20 protein-coding genes, 5 tRNA genes and 1 pseudogene are annotated in these 19,820 nt (G+C 69.3%); 16 read left to right on the forward strand and 10 right to left on the reverse strand.

The window, feature by feature from the left end:
* From AB0N06_RS10845 to AB0N06_RS10860, 4 genes are all read right to left on the reverse strand, one after another.
* A partial coding sequence (locus AB0N06_RS10845) for an ATP/GTP-binding protein (RefSeq protein WP_351189814.1) occupies positions 1-283 on the reverse strand: 283 nt, incomplete at its 3' end.
* Positions 264-671 carry a DUF742 domain-containing protein gene (locus tag AB0N06_RS10850; RefSeq protein ID WP_266981123.1) on the reverse strand — a complete coding sequence of 136 codons (408 nt, stop codon included), beginning with the start codon at positions 669-671 and terminating at the stop codon, positions 264-266. The genes AB0N06_RS10845 and AB0N06_RS10850, both read right to left, overlap by 20 nt.
* A 133-nt stretch (positions 672-804) precedes the next feature.
* A complete protein-coding gene (locus AB0N06_RS10855) occupies positions 805-1,218 on the reverse strand; it encodes a roadblock/LC7 domain-containing protein (RefSeq protein WP_006127850.1) in 414 nt (137 codons plus the stop codon).
* Positions 1,219-1,227: 9 nt separating this feature from the next.
* On the reverse strand, positions 1,228-4,953 hold the full coding sequence (locus AB0N06_RS10860; RefSeq protein WP_366134362.1) for a nitrate- and nitrite sensing domain-containing protein: 3,726 nt from the start codon (positions 4,951-4,953) through the stop codon (positions 1,228-1,230).
* Between the two features lie 579 nt (positions 4,954-5,532).
* On the opposite strand from AB0N06_RS10860, the gene AB0N06_RS10865 reads away from it, so the two are divergent.
* The 3 genes from AB0N06_RS10865 (at position 5,533) to gltX (ending at position 8,063) form a co-directional block, all read left to right on the forward strand.
* Entirely contained in the window at positions 5,533-5,727 is a 195-nt protein-coding gene (locus tag AB0N06_RS10865; RefSeq protein ID WP_366134363.1) for a hypothetical protein, read from the forward strand.
* A gap of 82 nt (positions 5,728-5,809) precedes the next feature.
* Entirely contained in the window at positions 5,810-6,595 is a 786-nt protein-coding gene (locus AB0N06_RS10870) for a fumarylacetoacetate hydrolase family protein (RefSeq protein ID WP_366134364.1), read from the forward strand.
* Positions 6,588-8,063, forward strand: coding sequence for a glutamate--tRNA ligase (gltX, locus tag AB0N06_RS10875; RefSeq protein WP_366134365.1), 1,476 nt, complete (start codon positions 6,588-6,590; stop codon positions 8,061-8,063). Before AB0N06_RS10870 ends, gltX begins: the two co-directional genes overlap by 8 nt.
* A gap of 141 nt (positions 8,064-8,204) precedes the next feature.
* Here gltX and AB0N06_RS10880 read toward each other — a convergent pair whose 3' ends face one another.
* Positions 8,205-9,023: a DUF3800 domain-containing protein gene (locus tag AB0N06_RS10880; RefSeq protein ID WP_366134366.1), complete on the reverse strand. Its 819-nt coding sequence runs from the start codon at positions 9,021-9,023 to the stop codon at positions 8,205-8,207.
* Between the two features lie 232 nt (positions 9,024-9,255).
* Between AB0N06_RS10880 and AB0N06_RS10885 the strand changes: the two genes are divergently transcribed.
* Positions 9,256-9,594: a hypothetical protein gene (locus AB0N06_RS10885; protein ID WP_366134367.1), complete on the forward strand. Its 339-nt coding sequence runs from the start codon at positions 9,256-9,258 to the stop codon at positions 9,592-9,594.
* 92 nt (positions 9,595-9,686) lie between these two features.
* Here AB0N06_RS10885 and AB0N06_RS10890 read toward each other — a convergent pair whose 3' ends face one another.
* On the reverse strand, positions 9,687-10,616 hold the full coding sequence (locus AB0N06_RS10890) for a LysR substrate-binding domain-containing protein (RefSeq protein ID WP_366134368.1): 930 nt from the start codon (positions 10,614-10,616) through the stop codon (positions 9,687-9,689).
* An 85-nt stretch (positions 10,617-10,701) separates the two neighbouring features.
* Between AB0N06_RS10890 and AB0N06_RS10895 the strand changes: the two genes are divergently transcribed.
* From AB0N06_RS10895 to AB0N06_RS10925, 7 genes are all read left to right on the forward strand, one after another.
* Complete coding sequence (locus tag AB0N06_RS10895; protein WP_366134369.1) at positions 10,702-11,814, forward strand: putative sulfate exporter family transporter; 1,113 nt, start codon at positions 10,702-10,704, stop codon at positions 11,812-11,814.
* Between the two features lie 98 nt (positions 11,815-11,912).
* Positions 11,913-12,632 (forward strand): HAD family hydrolase, encoded by a 720-nt coding sequence (locus tag AB0N06_RS10900; protein ID WP_366134370.1) that lies wholly within the window; start codon positions 11,913-11,915, stop codon positions 12,630-12,632.
* Positions 12,633-12,719: 87 nt separating this feature from the next.
* A tRNA-Gln gene (locus AB0N06_RS10905) sits at positions 12,720-12,791 on the forward strand.
* A 24-nt stretch (positions 12,792-12,815) separates the two neighbouring features.
* Positions 12,816-12,888 (forward strand) — tRNA-Glu (locus AB0N06_RS10910).
* A gap of 60 nt (positions 12,889-12,948) precedes the next feature.
* A tRNA-Glu gene (locus tag AB0N06_RS10915) sits at positions 12,949-13,021 on the forward strand.
* 12 nt (positions 13,022-13,033) lie between these two features.
* Positions 13,034-13,105, forward strand: a tRNA-Gln gene (locus AB0N06_RS10920).
* A 19-nt stretch (positions 13,106-13,124) separates the two neighbouring features.
* Positions 13,125-13,197: transfer RNA gene (locus AB0N06_RS10925), tRNA-Glu, on the forward strand.
* Positions 13,198-13,283: 86 nt separating this feature from the next.
* Here the strand turns inward: AB0N06_RS10925 and AB0N06_RS10930 are convergent.
* Positions 13,284-13,920, reverse strand: a pseudogene (locus AB0N06_RS10930) (MerR family transcriptional regulator).
* Between the two features lie 89 nt (positions 13,921-14,009).
* Here AB0N06_RS10930 and AB0N06_RS10935 point away from each other — a divergent pair.
* Positions 14,010-14,516, forward strand: coding sequence for a DUF4188 domain-containing protein (locus tag AB0N06_RS10935; RefSeq protein WP_366134371.1), 507 nt, complete (start codon positions 14,010-14,012; stop codon positions 14,514-14,516).
* 117 nt (positions 14,517-14,633) lie between these two features.
* Here the strand turns inward: AB0N06_RS10935 and ndgR are convergent, their stop codons facing one another.
* Positions 14,634-15,350: an IclR family transcriptional regulator NdgR gene (gene ndgR / locus AB0N06_RS10940; RefSeq protein WP_014048551.1), complete on the reverse strand. Its 717-nt coding sequence runs from the start codon at positions 15,348-15,350 to the stop codon at positions 14,634-14,636.
* A 174-nt stretch (positions 15,351-15,524) separates the two neighbouring features.
* Here ndgR and leuC point away from each other — a divergent pair, with 174 nt between their 5' ends.
* The 4 genes from leuC to AB0N06_RS10960 all read left to right on the forward strand — a co-directional run bounded on the left by leuC (position 15,525) and on the right by AB0N06_RS10960 (position 18,684).
* Positions 15,525-16,949: a 3-isopropylmalate dehydratase large subunit gene (gene leuC / locus AB0N06_RS10945; protein WP_366134372.1), complete on the forward strand. Its 1,425-nt coding sequence runs from the start codon at positions 15,525-15,527 to the stop codon at positions 16,947-16,949.
* A gap of 5 nt (positions 16,950-16,954) precedes the next feature.
* Positions 16,955-17,548, forward strand: a complete 594-nt coding sequence (gene leuD / locus AB0N06_RS10950; protein WP_366134373.1) for a 3-isopropylmalate dehydratase small subunit — start codon at positions 16,955-16,957, stop codon at positions 17,546-17,548.
* Between the two features lie 104 nt (positions 17,549-17,652).
* A complete protein-coding gene (locus AB0N06_RS10955) occupies positions 17,653-17,880 on the forward strand; it encodes a hypothetical protein (protein ID WP_366134374.1) in 228 nt (75 codons plus the stop codon).
* 144 nt (positions 17,881-18,024) lie between these two features.
* Complete coding sequence (locus tag AB0N06_RS10960; protein WP_366134375.1) at positions 18,025-18,684, forward strand: HU family DNA-binding protein; 660 nt, start codon at positions 18,025-18,027, stop codon at positions 18,682-18,684.
* Between the two features lie 111 nt (positions 18,685-18,795).
* On the opposite strand, the gene AB0N06_RS10965 is transcribed toward AB0N06_RS10960, so the two are convergent.
* Positions 18,796-18,999, reverse strand: coding sequence for a hypothetical protein (locus AB0N06_RS10965; protein WP_366134376.1), 204 nt, complete (start codon positions 18,997-18,999; stop codon positions 18,796-18,798).
* A 10-nt stretch (positions 19,000-19,009) separates the two neighbouring features.
* Positions 19,010-19,693 (reverse strand): 2-phospho-L-lactate guanylyltransferase, encoded by a 684-nt coding sequence (gene cofC / locus AB0N06_RS10970; RefSeq protein ID WP_366134377.1) that lies wholly within the window; start codon positions 19,691-19,693, stop codon positions 19,010-19,012.
* Positions 19,694-19,820 lie beyond the last annotated feature (127 nt).

Raw genomic sequence — 19,820 nt, forward strand, 5'->3', positions numbered from 1 at the left:
AGCGGTCCTGACCGGGGGTACCGAAGAGGTACAGGATCAGGTCCTGGTCCAGGGTGATACGGCCGAAGTCCATGGCCACCGTGGTGGTGGTCTTGCCGCCGGTGTGGGTCAGATCGTCGATGCCCGCGGACGCGGACGTCATCACGGCTTCGGTACGCAGCGGGTTGATCTCCGAAACGGCACCGACGAACGTGGTCTTACCCACGCCGAAGCCGCCCGCCACCACGATCTTCGCGGACGTAGTGGAGCGGGCCGCACCGCCGCTAGAGCTTGCGAAGTCCACTGAGCACCCTTTCGAGCAGTGTCACATCCGGCGCGCCGCCGGCCTCTCCGTTGCCCGGCTGGTGGATGGCCACCATGCCGGCTTCCGCCAGATCCGCGACGAGAATCCGGGCCACACCGAGTGGCATCGACAGCAGAGCCGATACCTCGGCCACCGACTTGACCTCACGGCAGAGGTGGCAGATCCGCTGGTGCTCCGGGAGCAGCGTCGCCAGATGCGCCGGGTCGGCCGTGGTGGAGACCAGGGCTTCTATGGCGAGCTGGTAGCGCGGCCGGGTCCGGCCACCGGTCATGGCATAGGGACGGACCAGCGGCTGGTCGCCTTCACCTTCGTACGACGCGTGGTGCAGTGCGCCGTACGGATCGGGTGAGGCGGGTGGCGGGGTCATGAATCCTCCGGGCGTGACAGCAAGGGGTCGGCTTGCCGTCTGAAGGGGCCGGTGGGGGGTTGAAACGGCCGGACGGGCGAGGGTTGGAGTGCGGTACCTGGGGCAATCGTGTCGGTCACCGGTTCATCGCCGCCTAGTGGAGCAGGCTGCCCTGGAGTTCGGCGCGGAGGTCCGGGGTGAGGACCGTTCCCGCGCGGTCGACCAGGAGGGCCATCTCGTACCCGACCAGACCGATGTCGGCGTCCGGGTGGGCGAGCACGGCCAGTGAAGAGCCGTCCGAGATGGACATCAGGAAGAGGAACCCGCGTTCCATCTCCACCACGGTCTGGCTGACAGCGCCGCCCTCGAAGATCCGGGAGGCGCCCGCGGTCAGCGAGGTGAGCCCGGAGGCGACCGCAGCCAACTGGTCGGCACGGTCGCGCGGGAATCCTTCGGACATGGCCAGCAGGAGTCCGTCGGCGGAGACCACCACCGTGTGCGACACCCCGGGGGTGTTGTCCACGAAGTTGGTGATCAACCAGTTCAGATTCTGCGCGGCCTGACTCATCGGGCTCAACTAACGCTCCTGCTGGTGAGTGGGGCCGAGTGGGAAACTGCCGGTCGACTGGTCGTTGTTGGCCTGCCGACCCTGCTGGATACCCCGGCGGAGATTGGTCAGGCGCCCGCGCACATCATCGGGTGCACGCGAAACCTGGGGACCGGACTGGTGGTTCTGCTGCTGGGCGGTGCCCGGCACCAGATTGGCACGCGGCACCCGGCGAGGCAGTCCGGAAGTGGTGATTCCGCCTGCTGCGGGCTTCTTGGCCCGCTCTGCCTGCCGTACGAGTTCGTCGTTCGGCGAGGCACGCCAGGAGCTGGTGGTGCCGGTGTCGCCCGCGCCGCGGCGCGGCATGGGGGGAGCGGGACGCTCAGGGGCTGACTGCTGAGGGGCGCCCGGCTCCTGCGGCTCGGCGGGCGGCTGCTGGCCGCCCTGCTGCGGGCCGTGGAACCAGTTCGTCTCCAGCGTGTCGTACAGCGGAGTACGACCGTCCCCGAGACCTGCCGGAGGCAGTGCCCCGGGCTGGGGCTGGGGCGGCAGCACCGGACGGTACGGCGCCTCGGAGGCGGGAGCGGCGGCCGGACGCGGCGCGCCGAAGTCCTCGGCGTCCAGGCCGCGCTGACGCGGCCCGGGCATCCCCTGGTCCTGGGAAGACTGCGGGAGACCGAAGTCCGGGCGGGCGAACTGCGAGGTGCTCGCGGGGTCCTGCTGCTGCGGGGCCGGGGCCGAGAAGTCCGGGCGGGCGAACTCGGCGGTGGAGCCGGGCCCCTGCCGGTCGTCCATCGGCGGGCGCCGGTCCATGGACGGATTCATCGGCTGCTGGAACTGGCCGGTGGACTCAGGCTCCTCGTGACCGCGCGGGGCGTCGAGCGGAGCATGTCGCGCGACCGACGGGTCCTCGGTGCCCCAGCTGGTGGTCTGCGGGCGCTGCGGCTGCGGGTTGCCACCGGGCAGCTCGGCACGCGGACCGCCGACGGGCGGCAGTTGACGGCCGGGGTTGCCCGGACCGCCAGGCTGCTGGAAGCCGTCCTGGCCGTCGGGAGCGTTGTACCGGGGCTGCTGCGGGGCCTGTTGGGGACCCGGACCGTTCTGCTGACCGGGCTGACCGGGCTGACCCGGCCGGTTCTGACCGAACAGGTTGGTCGGACCCGACTCCGTACGACCGGAATCGCCCTGGTTGCCGCGGGCGCCGAGCCGGGCACTGCCGCCGAAGGCGCCGGACAGTCCGCCGCCCTGACGCGGCGGATCCTGCCGCGAAGCGTCCTGCGGGCCGGTGTTCGACAGCCCGGCGTTCTGGAAACCGGCGTTCTGGAAACCGGCGTTCTGCTGACCTTGCTGGTTCGGCTGGCCCTGCTGATGCTGCTGGTTCGGCTGCTGGCGGGGACCGTTGTCGCGCGCCGGCAGCGCCGCCCGCGGACCGGAGCCCGCACCGACCTGCTCGCGCTGTCCACCGGGAGCCGCACCGAGACCCCTCGGAGCACCGCCGGGACCCGGACGGTTGCCGTTGCCCGCGCCGTTGCCGCCGGCGAGCAGACCGCCCGGGGCGGACTGCTGCTGACCCGGCGTCTGCTTCGAGACCGGCTGCTTGCCGCCGTGTGCGACATCGACGGGGAGCATGACCAGTGCGGTCGTGCCACCGGAGTCGGACGGCCGCAGCTGGATCCGGATGCCGTGACGCAGGGACAGCCGGCCGACCACGAACAGACCCATGCGGCGGGAAACGGAGACGTCCACGGTGGGCGGCGACGCGAGCCGCTCGTTGATGGCCGCGAGGTCCTCGGGGGAGAGGCCGATGCCGGTGTCGTGGATCTCCACGAGCACCCGGCCGTCGGGCAGTGCGTGACCGGTGACCCGGACCTTCGTCTGCGGCGAGGAGAACGACGTGGCGTTCTCCAGCAGCTCGGCGAGCAGGTGCACGAGGTCGTTGACCACGCGGCCGGCCACCTCGGTGGCGGGCACCGCGGCCAGTTCGATGCGCTCGTACTGCTCCACCTCGGAGGCGGCGGCACGGAGCACGTCGACCAGCGGGACGGGGCGGGTCCACCGACGGCCCGGCTCCTCGCCCGCGAGGACGAGGAGGTTCTCGCCGTTACGGCGCATACGGGTCGCGAGGTGGTCGAGCTTGAAGAGCGAGGACAGCTGGTCCGGGTCGGCCTCGCGGGACTCCAGCTCGGAGATGAGCGAGAGCTGACGCTGGATGAGACCCTGCGAACGCCGCGAGAGGTTGGTGAACATCGCGTTGACGTTGCCCCGCAGAAGGGCCTGCTCGGCGGCGAGGCGGACCGCCTCGCGGTGCACGTCGTCGAAGGCCGCGGCCACCTGGCCGATCTCGTCCCGGGAGTGCACACCGACGGACTCGACTGAGGTGTCGACGTCCTGCGGGTCCGACTCGGAGAGCTGCTTGACGAGTTCGGGCAGCCGGTCCTGGGCGACCCGGGTCGCGGTGTCCTGCAGCCGCCGCAGCGAGCGGATCATGGACCGGGCGACGACGAAGGCACCGACCAGGGAGACACCGAGGACGAGCAGGATGAGCGCACCACTGATGATGGCTTCGCGCTTCGACGCGTCGCGGAGCTCGCGGGCCTTGCCCTCCATCTCGCCGAGGAGGGTCTCCTCGATGGTCTTCATCGCGTTGATCTTGGTCGAGCTCTGTTCGTACCAGTCCAGGTACGAGCGCCGTGGCGCCCCCTCCAGGCCGTCGGGGGTTTCGAGCACCTTCGAGGCGTAGGCGTCGGCGGCCTTGATCTCCGGGTTGCCGTTCTTCAGCGACGCCGTCAGCTGGTCGGCGTTCTGACCGGTGGCCGCGTAGGTCGAACTGAACGCATCCATGGCCAGCCTCTCCTTGCGGAGGGCGGCCCGGCCGAACTGTTTGTCGTTCTCGTCGAGGTGCGATTCCTTGAGGGTGCCGCCCCCGCCCGGCAGGGCCGCGGCGATGACCGCCCGCTCGACCGACGCGTACTCCTTGGCGGAGGAGAAGGCCGCCAGGGCACGGGTCCGCTTGATCATCTCCGGGTTGCTGGTCGCCTGCGCCATGTCCTGCGAAAGGCTCAGCAGCGAGGTGATCAGCTGGCTGTACTTGTCGACGGTCTGGAGACTCGGGCTGCCGTCCTCGTACGCCGTCTTACGGATGTCGTGGATCTGATTGAGCTGGGTGGCGATCTGGCTGACGCTCGCGTGGATCGACTCCAGGGCGTCGTCGCCCTGGGCGTCGCCGATCCCGTTCGTCGCCTCCAGGAAGGCGGTCTTCGCCCGGTCGGTCCTCTTGCGCGGTTCGGTGACCTTGAAGTCGTCGGCCTTCACGCCGTTGGACAGCGGACCCGCCGACCGGTCGCGCTCCTCCTGGAGCGCCTGGGCGAGCGTGGTCGCCTGCTTGGTCATCTTGGTGAGCAGCTGCATGTGGTCCAGCTGCTGGATGTCGTTCATGGAGTCGTTGATGCGCAGACCACCCAGGGTGGTCGCGGCGACTACCGGAAGAGCGAGCAGGGAGACCAGGCGCGTACTGATGCGCCAGTTGCGCAGAGCCGCGCGTGAACCCGTACTGACGGGCCCCCGGGGTTTGAGCGGAGCGACCGGGTCGGTTCCGCTGTTCGCCGTGGCACCGGAGCGCGGAGCGCGGTCGCCGCTGTCGCCGGCCGCGGCCGGTCCCGGGTTCTGGGCGTGCTGGGGCGAGGAACCGCGGTCGGTCCCGCCGCGCGGCTCCTGTTCCGCCGCAGCGCTGCCATCCCTCTTGAAACGTCCCTGCACTAGCGTCGCAACCTCTGGACCAGGCGTCCCTCCGCGTAGACGGGTGGGACGGTGTCGGCGTCGTGGGGCGTTGTACCCGCCCCCTGGTGGTCGTGAGTGACCGGCGCTCTTCCCCTTCCCGCCGCCACTCGGCGCTGCGTTGCGCCCCCTGCGCGCCGGCCTGAAACCCGCGGCGGTGCGTGGAATTCCAGCACAGTGCCGGATCTCCAACAAGGCCCGCGTACCGGGCTGCGACCTGGGTGACACGTTGTGATGGACGGGTCACCAACCGTGGAGCGTGTTCGTGGTCAAAGTGGGCGATAGAGGGCGAAACGGGTGGGAGTGGGGAGTGTCCCAGTCGAGACGATCGAGAGCGGAATGATTCATTCAGTGGTGCAATGTCCGTTTCTCCGAGCTGGGTCGACCGCCCGAAATGAGGCAATTATCCACGCGGTCGTGAGCAAACTCACATCATGATCGCCATCCCTTCCGGGGATCCGGAGGGAATTGGATGTTTAGCCTGGCGCTTTACAGGGATGGCAAATCCGACAACCGGCGCCCCTCCGGGCGGCGCCCGTACCGACAGGGTCCGAACGGCAGATGAAGACGACGATGATGGTCCGTACCATTGCCAACCCCCGGCGCACCACGCTGGCGCACCTCAAGGACGCCGAAGCGCTGCAGGCGCCGGAGCAGCCGGAGCACGCCGTCGACCTGCCGGCACAGACGGCCAACCCGCGTCGCACCGTCCTCATGGTGGCCCCGGCCGCAGCGGCCGCCTCGACCGCTGGGTAATGGGCGCGGTTGTCCCCCTCACCCGCGTTAGCCTGGAGCGTCAGTCTTCAGCCAGCCAGTAAGTGAGGGGCGACAGCATCCCGTGCGCATCGCCAGGTTCTCCATCGACGGCAATGTCGCCTTCGGCGCGGTCGAGGGCGACGGCACCGTCGGCTCCGGTGACCTCGTCCTCGACATCATCAAGGGCATTCCGTATGCCGACTTCGAGCTCTCCGGCACCAAGGTCCCGCTGAGCAAGGTCCGGCTTCTGCCGCCCGTGCTCCCCAACAAGGTCGTGGCCATCGGCCGCAACTACGCGGAGCACGCCGCCGAACTCGGCAACGAGGTCCCGGACGTACCGGTCGCCTTCTTCAAGCCCACCACCTCGGTGATCGGCTCCGGGGACGCCATCGAGTACCCCTCCTTCTCCAACGAAGTGCACTACGAGGCCGAGCTGGCCGTCGTCATCGGCCGTATGTGCCGCGAAGTGCCGCGTGAGCGGGTCAAGGACGTCATCTTCGGCTACACCTGCGCCAACGACGTCACCGCCCGTGATGCCCAGCAGCGTGAGAAGCAGTGGGCCCGGGCCAAGGGCTTCGACACGTCCTGCCCGCTCGGCCCCTGGGTGGAGACCGACCTCGACCCCAGCGACCTCGCCATCCAGGCCACGGTCAACGGCGAGCAACGCCAACTCGGCCGTACGAGCGAAATGATCCGCTCCATCGAGGACCTGGTCGTCCACATCACGGAGGCGATGACGCTGCTCCCGGGCGACGTGATCCTCACCGGCACCCCGGCAGGGGTCGGACCCCTGCACGTCGGCGACGAGGTCGCCGTCACCATCGAAGGCATCGGCACTCTCACCAACAAGGTGATCAAGCGTGGCTAACGCACCCGTCCGTGTACGTTTCTGTCCCTCCCCGACCGGCAACCCCCACGTGGGCCTGGTCCGCACCGCCCTGTTCAACTGGGCGTTCGCCCGGCACCACGGCGGCACCCTGGTCTTCCGCATCGAGGACACCGACGCGGCGCGCGACTCCGAGGAGTCGTACAACCAGTTGCTCGACTCGATGCGCTGGCTCGGCTTCGACTGGGACGAGGGTCCCGAGGTCGGCGGCCCGCACGCCCCGTACCGGCAGTCGCAGCGCATGGACATCTACAAGGATGTCGCCGAGAAGCTCCTGACCGGCGGGTACGCATACCACTGCTACTGCACCACCGAGGAGCTCGACGACCGCCGCGAAGCCGCCCGCGCCGCCGGCAAGCCGTCCGGCTACGACGGCCACTGCCGTGACCTGACCGCCGAGCAGATCGCCGCGTACGAGGCCGAGGGCCGGACGTCCATCGTCCGCTTCCGGATGCCCGACGAGGCGATCACCTTCACGGACCTGGTCCGCGGTGAGATCACCGTCCAGCCGGAGAACGTGCCGGACTACGGCATCGTCCGGGCCAACGGAGCCCCGCTCTATACGCTCGTCAACCCGGTCGACGACGCCCTGATGGAGATCACCCACGTCCTGCGCGGTGAGGACCTGCTCTCCTCCACCCCGCGCCAGCTCGCGCTCTACAAGGCGCTGATCGAGCTCGGCATCGCCAAGGACACCCCCGCGTTCGGCCACCTCCCGTACGTCATGGGCGAGGGCAACAAGAAGCTCTCCAAGCGCGACCCGCAGGCCTCGCTCAACCTCTACCGTGAGCGCGGCTTCGTCCCCGAGGGGCTGCTCAACTACCTCTCGCTGCTCGGCTGGTCGATCGCCGAGGACCGCGACATCTTCTCCGTCGAGGAGATGGTGGCCGCGTTCGACATCAAGGACGTCAACGCCAACCCGGCGCGCTTCGACCTGAAGAAGTGCGAGCACATCAACGCCGAGCACATCCGCATGCTCGACGTGAAGACTTTCACCGAGGCGTGCGGCCCCTGGCTGAAGGCGCCGTTCGCCCCGTGGGCCCCGGAGGCCTTCGACGCAGCGCAGTTCGAGGCCATCGCCCCGCACGCCCAGACCCGCGTCACCGTCCTCTCGGACATCACGGCCAACGTCGACTTCCTCTTCCTCGACGAGCCGGTCGAGGACGAGGCGTCCTGGAACAAGGCGATGAAGGAGGGCTCCGACGCCCTGCTCGCCACCGCCCGGGCCAAGCTGATCGGCGCCGAGTGGAACGCCGAGGCGCTCAAGAACGCCATCCTCGCCGCCGGTGAGGAGCACGGCCTGAAGCTCGGCAAGGCCCAGGCCCCGGTCCGTGTCGCCGTCACCGGCCGCACGATCGGTCTGCCGCTCTTCGAGTCCCTGGAGATCCTGGGCCGCGAGAAGACCGTGGCCCGGATCGACGCGGCACTGGCCAGGCTGGCCGCCGCGTAGTCGTACGTACACCGGAGGCCGGGGTTCCCACGGGGAAGCCCCGGCCTCCGGCCGTTCACGGCGCCCGCGGCACCTCACGCGGGCCGGTCTGCTGTCCGGGGATGACGGCCCTGGCTCCCACACGTTTCCCGTCGCCGAACGTCAGGCTGAGGACTGCGCGGTGCGCCGGTCCGAGACCACGATGCCGCCGCGCCATTTCCCGCTCGGAACCTGGTAGCGGAACTGGAGTTTCTTCAGACGCTCACCGAACTCCTCCCGCAGCGGCGCGTAGGCGTCGTCGCAGTGCACGTTCCACGTGAGGTCGTTGAGATAGGCATGGCAGGCGATCGGGAACAACAAGGACGACACCACCAGGTCCGCGACCTGCAACAGGGTGTGTGTATCGCTGTGACCGAAGACGGGGGACTCGATGATCCCCCGGAGACCGTCCCCGCCCGTGCGGTATTTGCGGGTGGTCACGCAGTGCACGTTGGGCGCGTTCTTCACCTTGGTACGGCTGTCGAGGACCATCATCCCGCGTGAATGTTCGTGTGCCAGCTGAGCCTGGAACGTCTCGGTCAACGAACCCACGGAGGTCGGGTAGACACCGGACTCGTTGAAGGCGAGTCCTTCCTCCTTGATCCATACGCGGGCGAGGAGCCGCGCGTCGTGGCGTTCCAGTATGTCGAGCAGGGACGACACGAGTTCCATCGCGGCCCGGCGCCAGTTGTGGTTGCCGGCCCGCAGGTTCTTACGGACGTCGGACTCCTTGATCTCGTGCTGGATCAGCTCGGACAGATGCATGACGTGTTGTAACTGGGGCCGGTAGTGCTTCTTGACGTTGAGGAAGTCCCAGGTCAGCTCCTTGACTTGGGAGCGGGGAACGGTGAATCCGCCGATGACGAGTACGGGCGGCGCATCCGGATTGGCCGGATCGAGCGTCTGCCCGTTACCGGCCTCGTCGATGTAGCAGAGATGCACCGAACCTCCCCTCAAACACGTCTGTGGCCGCCCCCGAAGGGACGGCCACAGGGTCTGCGCAGCCATATGCGCGATGTTTTGTTTGCTGCTTCCGATGCTGTCAGGCGCCGGAGCCCAGGGTCAACGCGACGTCACTCTGAGCTGGCTGGGTTCAACTCTCTGGAGCGAAAGGGGCAGTCGTCGAGACGGGCCATACGAGGCAACCGACGCTTCCGGGGCGCATGGAGATCATGTGGGCGGCACGGTCAGGAGTGCGCAGCGACATCCGGAACCCGCCGTCCACGGCGGTGACCTGGGCGCTCCCGTCGTTGTGCGCGAGTCCCCACGCGGCGACGCGGGCATCGTGATCGCCGTCGGAGGTACGGAACTGCTCGACGACAGCGAAGAGGCGGGGTGCGGTGGCTTCTACGAGGGCGCGGATCTCTTCGGCGAAGCCGTCGGGAGGGGCGGGGATACGGTGGCCGTGCTGGATCTCCTGTCATTGGTGAGGAGTTGGGAGGCCGACAGGGGTAACCGTAGAGTGCGCGTTGGTATGTATTCCATCGATCCGTCGGGGCGCAACCTTGAGTGAGGCTGCGACTCCGCCTCTACGGAACGTAGAGTCGGGTATACGGGAGCGGCTCCTGGTGTCAGCGGGCGGAAGTACGCTCGCAGGCCTGCGCACTACCGGTGCTTGGCCACCCGGAGCAGATGAAGGGCCGGCTCAGGTAGTTCGCGGCCCTTGGGCCAGACCGCGTGCAGGACGCGGTCCAGCCGGACAGCGGGGCTGACCTCGACCTCTACCAGGCGGCCTGATGCCACGTCCTCGCGCACGGCGAGCGCGGAGAGCACCGCGGGGGCCAGGCCCCGGGCTGCCGCGCTGCGCAGGGGGGCGGTGGAACCGAGTTCAAGGACCGGGACGGCGATTCCGTCGTACGGACGCAGCGCCCGCTCCAGCGTCTCCCGGGTACCGGAGCCCGCCTCGCGCAGCAGCAGCGGGGTGTCGGCCAGTTCACGTCCGGTCAGGGCGCTGCGACGGTGTGTCCAGGGGTGGCCGGGGGCCACCACGACCGCGAGCCGGTCGCGCCCCACCGCTGAGCGGTGCAGATCGTCGGGGACCTGCGGGCCCTCGATGAAACCCAGATCGCAGCCCCCGCGGCGTAGTGCCTCGATCACGCCCCAGCTGTTGGTCACCGTCAGCCCGACGTGGGCGTCCGGGGCGCTGTCCCGCAAGGTGACGAGCCAGCCGGGCATCAGCTCTTCCGCGATGGTCAGACTGGCGGCGACATGCAGTCGGCTGTCCTGCCGCGACCGCAGCGCGGCGGCCCCTTCGACCAGCGCTGCGGCCTGTTCGAGCACCGCCCGCGCCCAGTCGGTCACCACCGCTCCGGCCGGGGTGAGCCGGGATCCCGCGGTGGAGCGGTCCAGGAGCTGCAGCCCGAGACGGCGCTCCAGCGTGCGCATCCGCGCGCTGGCCGACGGCTGGCTGAGGAGCAGCCGGGCCGCAGCCCTGCCCAGGCTGCCGGTCTCCGCCACGGTGACAAGCAGTTGCAGTGACTGCAGGTCGGGCAGCGGGCGCTGCCCTCTGTCCCCGTTCTCGCCGCGCTCGCTCATAGGAAACCCTTCATAGGGCAACCCTATGACCTGGGCTCCGATTCGCGTCTACCGGGCGGCGTGGATCCCCCACACGCTGGTGATCATGACTCTGGACACGGAACACCCCCAGTCACCACCGCTTGGGCGACGGTCGGCGAAGCCATCACGCGGCGGCAGCGCGTCCGCACCGGGCCCGGTGCGCCGCAACACTCCCGGCCTCGCGCTCGCCCTCGTCGGGCTCGGGCTGGCCGAGGGGGTGCACGCCCTGCTGCCCGCCGTGCCGATGCTGACCGCCGCCGTCGTGCTCGGAGTCGTGGCGGCGCATCTTCCCGGGGTGCATCCGTTCGTACGCGGCCGGGGTCGTGCAGGGCTCTCGACGGCGGGCAAGCGGCTGATGCGCGCCGGCATCGTGCTGCTCGGGCTGAAGCTCAGCATCGGCGATGTCCTCGGGCTCGGCTGGGCGACGGTGACCATGGTGCTCGGCGTGGTCCTCGTGACCTTCTTCGGAACCTGGTGGCTCGGCCGGAAGCTGGGACTGCCCGGCGACCAGCCGCTGCTGATCGCCACCGGCTACTCGATCTGCGGCGCCTCGGCGGTCAGCGCGGTCAGCAGTGCGCTCGGCAAGGAGGACGACGAGCAGCTCGCGGCCGACGTGGCGACCGCGGTCGCACTGGTCACCCTGTGCGGGACCCTCGCCATCGCGATCCTGCCGCTGCTGCACCATCCGCTGGGCCTGGACACTGTTCAGTTCGGCCGCTGGGTGGGTGCCGGCGTCCACGACGTCGGCCAGGTCGTGGCCACCGCCCAGACGGCCGGACCGACCGCGCTCGGCGAGGCCGTGATGGTCAAGCTGATCCGGGTGGCGATGCTCGCACCGCTGGTCGCCGGGGTCGCTGTGGCCTACCGGCGGCGGGCTCACGACGCGGCCGGCGGCCGACAGACGGTGGGCACCCGCCGCCCGGCCCTGATACCGCTGTTCGTGATCGGCTTCCTGGCGATGACGGTCCTGCGCAGCACGGGTCTGCTGCCCGCCGGAGTGCTCGATGCCGCCGACACCGTGCAGGAACTTCTGCTGGCCGCGGCACTGTTCGGTCTCGGCAGCGCCGTACATCTGCCGTCGCTCGCCCGTTCCGGAGCCAGGACGGCCGTGCTCGGCCTCGCCTCCTGGGTGGTTATCGCGTCGGTGAGTTACGCGGGCGTTCTGCTCACCACCTGAGCGAGTCCCGGGGGCGGGTGATCAGCTGGACGATGTGGACACCCGGAATCACTGCGGTGACGCCCCCTTGCCCGCCCTGTGACCGGTAGCGTGGCCGTATGCCGATCCGAGCCGTGCTCTGGGACATCGACGACACGATCTTCGACTACACGGGCGCCGACCGCGTCGGCATGCGCAAGCATCTCGAACAGGAGGGTCTGCCCGACGAATACGGCTCCGTCGAGGAGGCCCTCGTCGCGTGGCGGACGATCACCGATACGCACTGGGCGCGGTTCGCCGCCGGGGAGACGGACTTCCAGGGGCAGCGCCGGGACAGGGTCCGGGAGTTCCTGTCGCGGGCCCTGGCGGACGCCGAGGCCGACGACTGGTTCGCTCGCCACGTGGCCCACTACGAGGCCGCCTGGTCGCTTTTCCCTGACGCGGTGCCGGCCCTGGATCTGCTGGCCGACCACTACCGGCACGCGGTGCTGTCGAACTCCAGCATCCACAACCAGGACCGCAAGCTGCGCACGCTCGGCGTGCGGGAGCGGTTCGAGGCCGTGGTGTGCGCCGTGGAACTGGGCGTCTCCAAGCCCGAGGCCGGCGCATTCCATGCCGCCTGTGAGGCGCTCGGGCTGGAGCCGCAGGACGTCGTGTACGTCGGAGACCACCCGGACATCGACGCGGCGGGGGCGGTGGCGGCGGGGCTGAAGGGGATCTGGCTGGACCGGGGAGGGCGCGGCGGACGGCCCGAACTCGAGCGCATCACCGGCCTCGATCAGCTCCCCGGACTGCTGGCAGGCGATACCCGTTTTGGAGCGCCGGACACCTTCGGGTAATGTTCTTTCTGCGCCGCCCGAGCGGGCCGGAAGATCCGGTCGGGAAGCGCAAGCCGAACAAAAACCCCTCTGGGGGTTGAGTTTTGGTGGGCTATGGTGTAATTGGCAACACTACGGTTTCTGGTACCGTCATTCTAGGTTCGAGTCCTGGTAGCCCAGCGCAGATCTTCATCTGTACAACACGCCCCCGTTGTGTAGCGGCCTAGCACGCTGCCCTCTCACGGCAGTAGCGCCGGTTCGAATCCGGTCGGGGGTACAGATCCTTCCCGCGAGATCATCTGGGTCGCACCCACGATTTCGATGCAGGATCGCTAGGGCCCCCGTTGTGTAGCGGCCTAGCACGCTGCCCTCTCACGGCAGTAGCGCCGGTTCGAATCCGGTCGGGGGTACGGGTTTCACCATGGGCTATGGTGTAATTGGCAACACTACGGTTTCTGGTACCGTCATTCTAGGTTCGAGTCCTGGTAGCCCAGCGCAAGATGCAGTACACACGCCCCCGTTGTGTAGCGGCCTAGCACGCTGCCCTCTCACGGCAGTAGCGCCGGTTCGAATCCGGTCGGGGGTACAACAAGGCAAGAAACCAAGGGCCCTTCACTCCAGTGAAGGGCCCTTGGTCGTGCGCCCGGACCCGTTGCGCACGGGCCTGTCGGCTCAGAGTCCGTACCGTCGGCGCGCCTCCTCCTCCTCCTGGACCGGCCGGCGCAGCGACAGCAACAGCGGTTCGTGGAGCACGACCGAGGCCACCGCCATCTCCACCCGCTCCACTCCCGCCGGACAGGACTCCATCATGTCCAGGTCGCGGACCGCGACTTGCTCGATGAGGCGGGCCTGCTCGGTCACGTACTCGATGCCGCCGGGGTGGCCGAGCCGGATGAGTTGGCCATCGAAGCGACCAGTGGGTGGTACGTCGGGTCAAGGGAACCGAGTTCCCGCATGAACGCCCAGCCGAGCCGGTCGAGAAGCCGGTCGGAGTCCCGGCGCGCTGATTCCGTCTCCGCGGCGTCCTCGTCCGGCTCGGGGCCGTGCGGCAGCGACCGGAGGGCGGCGCCCAGCCGGATCGTACGGCCGAGTGATTCGCCGTCGACGTGGGCCGGCCCCCTCGCGGGCCGTTGCCACCGGGAGGCGGCATCAGTGCCCGCACCGGACGCAGCCGGCGCAGATGGCTCTCGCTGCACTCGGCCTGGGTCGCGCTGACGTGTTCACCGGGCGTCAACAACCCGTCACGCAGGTGGTACTTGATCGTTGTCGTCGAGACGCCGCTCTGTTTGCTCAGTTCCGAGAGCCGCATCTGCGCCTTTCCTTGCGCCACCGCTTGGGCGGTGCCACCGTCCAAGCGGTGGATAGCCGCACTCTCCAACAGTGATCAGGGGGCAGGGCATGCGTGTGAAGCCGATACCGGGGCGGTCGACCGCGGCAGCCGAGGGGGACGTGGTCGTCCTGCTCATCGGGATGCGTATCAATCACTTCTGGGGCGTGCACCACTGGCTGCCGGCCCTTGCGGCAATGCCGCGCATGCTGCGGGAGTTGAGCCGGGACAGGAGCCGCGGGCTGCTCGGCTACACCCTGCTGTCCGGATCGCCGAGGACGTACTACGTCGTCCAGTACTGGGAGTCCAAGGAGAAGCTCTACGCGTACGCCGCCGCGCCCGACATGTTCCACCGCAAGGCCTGGGCGATGGTGAACCGCAAGGAGAAGAAGTCCCGGCAGCACGTGGGGCTGTGGCACGAGACATACATCGCGCCCGAGGGGTCGTACGAATCGATCTACGCCGACATGCCGCCGTACGGACTGGCTGCGGCGGCGGGCGTGCTGCCGATCGAGGAGCGGGGGCGCCGGGCGGCGGACCGTCTCGCGCACCGCTCGTCCACGGAGCGGAAGGGCTGAGAGGGGGCCGTCACGACGCTGGGACGGCCGGGGAACGATTTCTTGCTGTGCCGGGTCTGTGTGCCGGGCTCGTGCGGCAGGCGGGTCCGAGGGCCGTGCCGGTAGGTGATCCGTACGTCAGCCGGTGCGGCGCAGGGCCTCACTCAGCCGGGCTGCCGAGTCGATGACCGCTTGGGCGTGCATCCGGCCCGGGTGGCGGGTCAGTCGCTCGATCGGTCCGGAGACCGAGACCGCGGCGACCACCCGGTTCGACGGCCCGCGTACCGGCGCCGAGACCGAGGCGACGCCCGGCTCCCGCTCGCCGATCGACTGGGCCCAGCCCCGGCGGCGCACGCCCGAGAGCGCCGTCGCTGTGAAGCGGGCGCCCTGGAGGCCGCGGTGCAGGCGCTCCGGCTCCTCCCAGGCCATCAGGATCTGGGCCGAGGAACCCGCCTTCATGGTCAGGGTGGAGCCCACCGGCACGGTGTCCCGCAGTCCGGACAGCCGCTCCGCCGCGGCCACGCAGATCCGCATGTCGCCCTGTCGGCGGTAGAGCTGCGCGCTCTCGCCGGTGATGTCCCGCAGATGTGTGAGCACCGGGCCCGCCGTCGCCAGCAGGCGGTCCTCGCCTGCCGCGGCCGCGAGTTCCGCCAGCCGGGGGCCGAGGATGAACCGGCCCTGCATGTCCCTCGCCACCATCCGGTGGTGTTCCAGTGCCACAGCCAGTCGATGAGCCGTGGGTCGTGCAAGCCCGGTCGCCGCGACCAGCCCGGCGAGGGTGGCCGGGCCGGACTCCAGGGCGCTCAATACGAGAGCCGCCTTGTCGAGAACGCCGACGCCGCTAGAGTTGTCCATACGACGATACTTGCGTCTCACTCTGTGAAACGCAAGTTCAATTTCCGGCGGAAGTTGCGAACCTGTAGGGGCGGCCGCACAACGGCCCGTAGTCACCGCCCCGCACGGGGTCCGGACGACGGTGCACCGAAATCTCTAGTTGGGCCGGCGAAGACGCCGGCCGGAGGGAAAGCGATGGGTAGGACACTCGCGGAGAAGGTCTGGGACGACCACGTCGTCCGGCGCGCGGACGGCGAGCCCGATCTTCTCTTCATCGATCTGCACCTGCTGCACGAGGTGACCAGCCCCCAGGCCTTCGACGGCCTCCGGCAGGCCGGACGCCGGGTGCGGCGCCTCGACCTCACCATCGCCACCGAGGATCACAACACTCCGACCCTCGACATCGACAAGCCGATCGCCGACCCGGTCTCCCGCGCCCAGTTGGAGACCCTGCGCAAGAACTGCGCGGAATTCGGCGTACGGCTGCACCCGCTGGGCGACGTCGAGCAGGGCGTCGTGCACGTGGTCGGCCCGCAGCTGGGTCTGACCCAGCCCGGCACCACAGTCGTCTGCGGCGACTCCCACACCTCCACGCACGGCGCTTTCGGCGCGCTGGCGTTCGGTATTGGCACCAGCCAGGTCGAGCACGTCCTGGCCACGCAGACGCTGCCGCTGGCTCGCCCGAAGACCATGGCGATCACTATCGACGGCGAACTGCCCGAGGGCGTCACGGCCAAGGACCTGATCCTCGCGATCATCGCGCGGATCGGCACCGGCGGCGGCCAGGGCTACATCCTCGAATACCGCGGCTCCGCCATCGAGAAGCTCTCGATGGAAGCCCGGATGACCATCTGCAACATGTCGATCGAGGCAGGTGCCCGGGCCGGCATGATCGCCCCGGACGAGACCACGTTCGACTACCTGAAGGGCCGCGACCACGCCCCGCAGGGCGAGGACTGGGACGCGGCCGTCGCGTACTGGAAGACGCTGCGCACGGACGACGACGCGGTCTTCGACGCCGAGGTCGTCATCGAGGCTGCCGAACTGGCGCCGTTCGTCACCTGGGGCACCAACCCCAGCCAGGGCGCGCCCCTGTCGGGACACGTCCCCGACCCGGCTTCGTACGAGGACGCCTCGGAGCGGAACGCCGCCGAAAAGGCCCTGGAATACATGGGGTTGACCGCCGGCCAGCCGCTGCGGGAGATCAGCGTCGACACCGTCTTCGTAGGCTCCTGCACCAACGGCCGGATCGAGGACCTGCGCAACGCGGCCGCGATCCTGGACGGCCGCAAAGTCGCCGACGGCGTACGGATGCTGATCGTCCCGGGCTCGGTCCGGGTCGCCCTGCAGGCCGTCGAGGAGGGCCTGGACAAGGTCTTCACCGCGGCCGGCGCGGAATGGCGGCACGCGGGCTGCTCGATGTGTCTCGGCATGAACCCCGACCAGCTGGCCCCCGGCGAGCGCTCCGCGTCGACCTCGAACCGTAACTTCGAGGGCCGGCAGGGCAAGGGTGGCCGTACCCACCTGGTCTCCCCGCAGGTCGCCGCCGCCACCGCCGTGCTGGGCCGCCTGGCCTCGCCGGCCGACCTGTCCGACGCCCTTACGTCCGCCGGAGTCTGAGAACCATGGAAGCTTTCACCGCACACACCGGTCGGGCCGTCCCGCTGCGCCGCAGCAACGTCGACACCGACCAGATCATCCCCGCCCACTGGCTGAAGAAGGTCACCCGCGACGGCTTCGAGGACGGGCTCTTCGAGGCGTGGCGCAAGGATCCCGAGTTCGTCCTCAACCGGCCCGAGCGGGACGGCGCAACGGTCCTGGTGGCCGGTCCCGACTTCGGTACCGGGTCCTCCCGTGAGCACGCGGTCTGGGCCCTGCAGAACTACGGCTTCAAGGCCGTCATCTCCTCCCGGTTCGCCGACATCTTCCGCGGCAACTCGCTGAAGAACGGGCTGCTGACCGTGGTCCTCGACCAGAAGGTCGTCGACGCACTCTGGGAGCTGACCGAGGCCGACCCGGCCGCCGAGGTCACCGTCGACCTGGAGGCACGCCAGGTCCGAGCCGAGGGCATCACCGCCGACTTCGAGCTCGACGAGAATGCCCGCTGGCGACTGCTGAACGGGCTGGACGACATCAGCCTCACCCTTCAGAACGAAGCGGACATCGCGTCTTATGAGGTGGCAAGGCCGACCTTCAAGCCGCGTACAATTAACGCCTGAGCAGCGCGTTTCCAGTACTGCGCCCCTTACCTTCTGGTAGGGGGCGCAGTCGCTTGTTGAGACCCCATCGGGCGACAACTCGCCCCAGATGGCACAATCGGTGCATGGAACGCGACAGCCAACTCAAGCTTTACGGCCAAGTCGCCGACCGATTGAAGGAAGCGCACGCAAGAGTGCGCGCACTGCAAGTCCCGGAGGGCGTACGGATGGCGCTGTCCCGGAAGCTGTTGGTCATCACGGCCGCGGCGAAGCACGATCTCCCGGATGCGGCAAGGCGTCTGGAGCGGTTGATGAAGGACCTCGATGAGGGCCGATTCCCCGAAGGTGACTGACCTCTGCGGAACTGTGCAGCGGTCGACTTCGTTGCGGCACTAGGGTGATTAGCCCGTTTCGTGTTTGATTTGCGGTATATATCTGCCTAACGTGCGAAAACGCTTGAACACTTACGTTCTGGCAATGTCTCCGAAGGGGAAGACGTGAACAAGGCACAGCTCGTAGAAGCGATTGCCGACAAGGTCGGCGGCCGTCAGCAGGCCGCGGACGCGGTCGACGCGGTACTCGATGCGATCGTCCGTGCAGTGGTCGCGGGGGACCGGGTCTCGGTCACCGGTTTCGGCTCGTTCGAGAAGGTCGACCGCCCGGCCCGCTACGCCCGCAACCCGCAGACGGGCGAGCGCGTGCGGGTCAAGAAGACCTCGGTGCCCCGCTTCCGTGCGGGACAGGGCTTCAAGGACCTGGTGAGCGGCTCGAAGAAGCTCCCCAAGCACGATGTGGCCGTGAAGAAGGCGCCCAAGGGCAGCCTCTCGGGCGGTGTTTCCGCCCGTGCGACCACCAAGGCCGCGGCCAAGAAGGCCGCCGCCAAGAAGGTCGCGGCGAAGAAGGTCACCGCCAAGAAGACCGTGACGGCGGCGAAGGCCGCGGCGGCGAAGAAGGTCACCGCGAAGAAGACCACCGCGGCGGCCAAGAAGGCCACGGTGGCCGCGAAGACCACCGCAGCGGCGAAGAAGACGACTGCCAAGAAGGCCGTCGCCGCCAAGACCGCGCCCGCCAAGAAGGCCCCGGCGAAGAAGGCGCCCGCGAAGAAGGTCACGGCGCGCAAGACCACGGCCAAGAAGGCTGTCGCGCGGAAGAAGTGAGACCGAGCAGCACAGGGCTACTCACACGCGCCGGGCCGGGCTCCCCTCGGGGAGCCCGGCCCGCGGGCTGTCCGGGGTGCGCCCGGCGGCCCCGCGGGCCGGACGCGCCCGTCAGAGCGTCTGCAGCGTCACCAGGGTGATCCGCAGGGCGGCTCCCTCGCCCTCCACCTCGATCCGCACCCGCTGCCCCGGGCGCAGCAGCCGCAGGCCGCCCGCGTCGAAGGCCGGGGCATCGAATTCCACCGGGGTGCCGTCGTCGAGCAGCACACTGCCGGTGCGGGTCTCGGGGTCGTACGTGTACGAGGTCGCCTGCATGAACGGCAGCCTATCGGTCCCTCGCGGGCAGGTCCGAGGTCAAGCTGCCCGCCGTGTGCGGACCCACCCCGAGGGCCAGCGCGGCCCGCAGATCGGCGCCGGTGTCCACGTCCTGGCGGACCGATTCGATACCGGCCGGGACTACTTCCACCGCGCCGGAGGCAAGATGCCGGGCCCGGGACGGACCCCCGAAAGCCGGGCGCAATTCCACCCCCGCCGAAGCCGAAAGAAAAGTCGTGCCGATTCCCGCCATATCCGTAACAAATGCGCGCGGGAATTCAGCGGAGAATTCGAGCACCCGGGTCAATTCCGCGGGACGCAGCGCGGGCAGGTCCGCGTTCAGCGCGGCGAGTGCCGCGTCGGGCCTTCGGTCGCGTATCGCACGCTCGCCGTGGGCCAGCGCGGCATTCAGCCCGGCGGCCGGCCGGTCGGGAACGATGCGCGCGCCGAGCGCCGAGAGCGCGGCCCCGGCCACCGGGTCGTCCGTGACGACCACCACATCCCGTACGGCCCGGCAGGCCAGCGCGGCGGTCACGGTGTCCTGGGCGAAGGCCAGAGCGAGCCGGGGGCGCAGCAAGGGGCCCGCTGCCTGCTTCAGCCTGCTCTTGGCCCGTGCCAGCGGCTTCAACGGGACGACCAGGGACCACACCCCGGTCCGGTCGGTGTTCGTGGCGATCTCCCCCTCGGTGCGCATCGCCGCCTATTCTCGCCTGCCGGTACGACAACCCGGTGCGACAACCCGGAGGGGTGGCCCCGGGACCGGGGCGTACGGTGTTCTCGACAGAGCAGGGGCCTGGGGTGACACTTGACCGCCACAGGCA

The organism is Streptomyces sp. NPDC051020 (genome assembly GCF_040683105.1).
Lineage (GTDB): Bacteria > Actinomycetota > Actinomycetes > Streptomycetales > Streptomycetaceae > Streptomyces.

Excerpts from the sequence above, each read along its gene's own strand:
- AB0N06_RS10890 (WP_366134368.1), bottom strand. The coding sequence starts at position 10,616 with ATGAGCGAGCGCGGCGAGAACGGGGACAGAGGGCAGCGCCCGCTGCCC.
- AB0N06_RS10855 (WP_006127850.1), bottom strand. The coding sequence starts at position 1,218 with ATGAGTCAGGCCGCGCAGAATCTGAACTGGTTGATCACCAACTTCGTG.
- AB0N06_RS10955 (WP_366134374.1), top strand. The coding sequence starts at position 17,653 with ATGGAACGCGACAGCCAACTCAAGCTTTACGGCCAAGTCGCCGACCGA.
- ndgR (WP_014048551.1), bottom strand. The coding sequence starts at position 15,350 with ATGGACAACTCTAGCGGCGTCGGCGTTCTCGACAAGGCGGCTCTCGTA.
- AB0N06_RS10935 (WP_366134371.1), top strand. The coding sequence starts at position 14,010 with ATGCGTGTGAAGCCGATACCGGGGCGGTCGACCGCGGCAGCCGAGGGG.
- AB0N06_RS10865 (WP_366134363.1), top strand. The coding sequence starts at position 5,533 with ATGAAGACGACGATGATGGTCCGTACCATTGCCAACCCCCGGCGCACC.
- leuD (WP_366134373.1), top strand. The coding sequence starts at position 16,955 with ATGGAAGCTTTCACCGCACACACCGGTCGGGCCGTCCCGCTGCGCCGC.
- AB0N06_RS10965 (WP_366134376.1), bottom strand. The coding sequence starts at position 18,999 with ATGCAGGCGACCTCGTACACGTACGACCCCGAGACCCGCACCGGCAGT.
- AB0N06_RS10895 (WP_366134369.1), top strand. The coding sequence starts at position 10,702 with ATGACTCTGGACACGGAACACCCCCAGTCACCACCGCTTGGGCGACGG.
- leuC (WP_366134372.1), top strand. The coding sequence starts at position 15,525 with ATGGGTAGGACACTCGCGGAGAAGGTCTGGGACGACCACGTCGTCCGG.
- AB0N06_RS10850 (WP_266981123.1), bottom strand. The coding sequence starts at position 671 with ATGACCCCGCCACCCGCCTCACCCGATCCGTACGGCGCACTGCACCAC.
- AB0N06_RS10900 (WP_366134370.1), top strand. The coding sequence starts at position 11,913 with ATGCCGATCCGAGCCGTGCTCTGGGACATCGACGACACGATCTTCGAC.
- cofC (WP_366134377.1), bottom strand. The coding sequence starts at position 19,693 with ATGCGCACCGAGGGGGAGATCGCCACGAACACCGACCGGACCGGGGTG.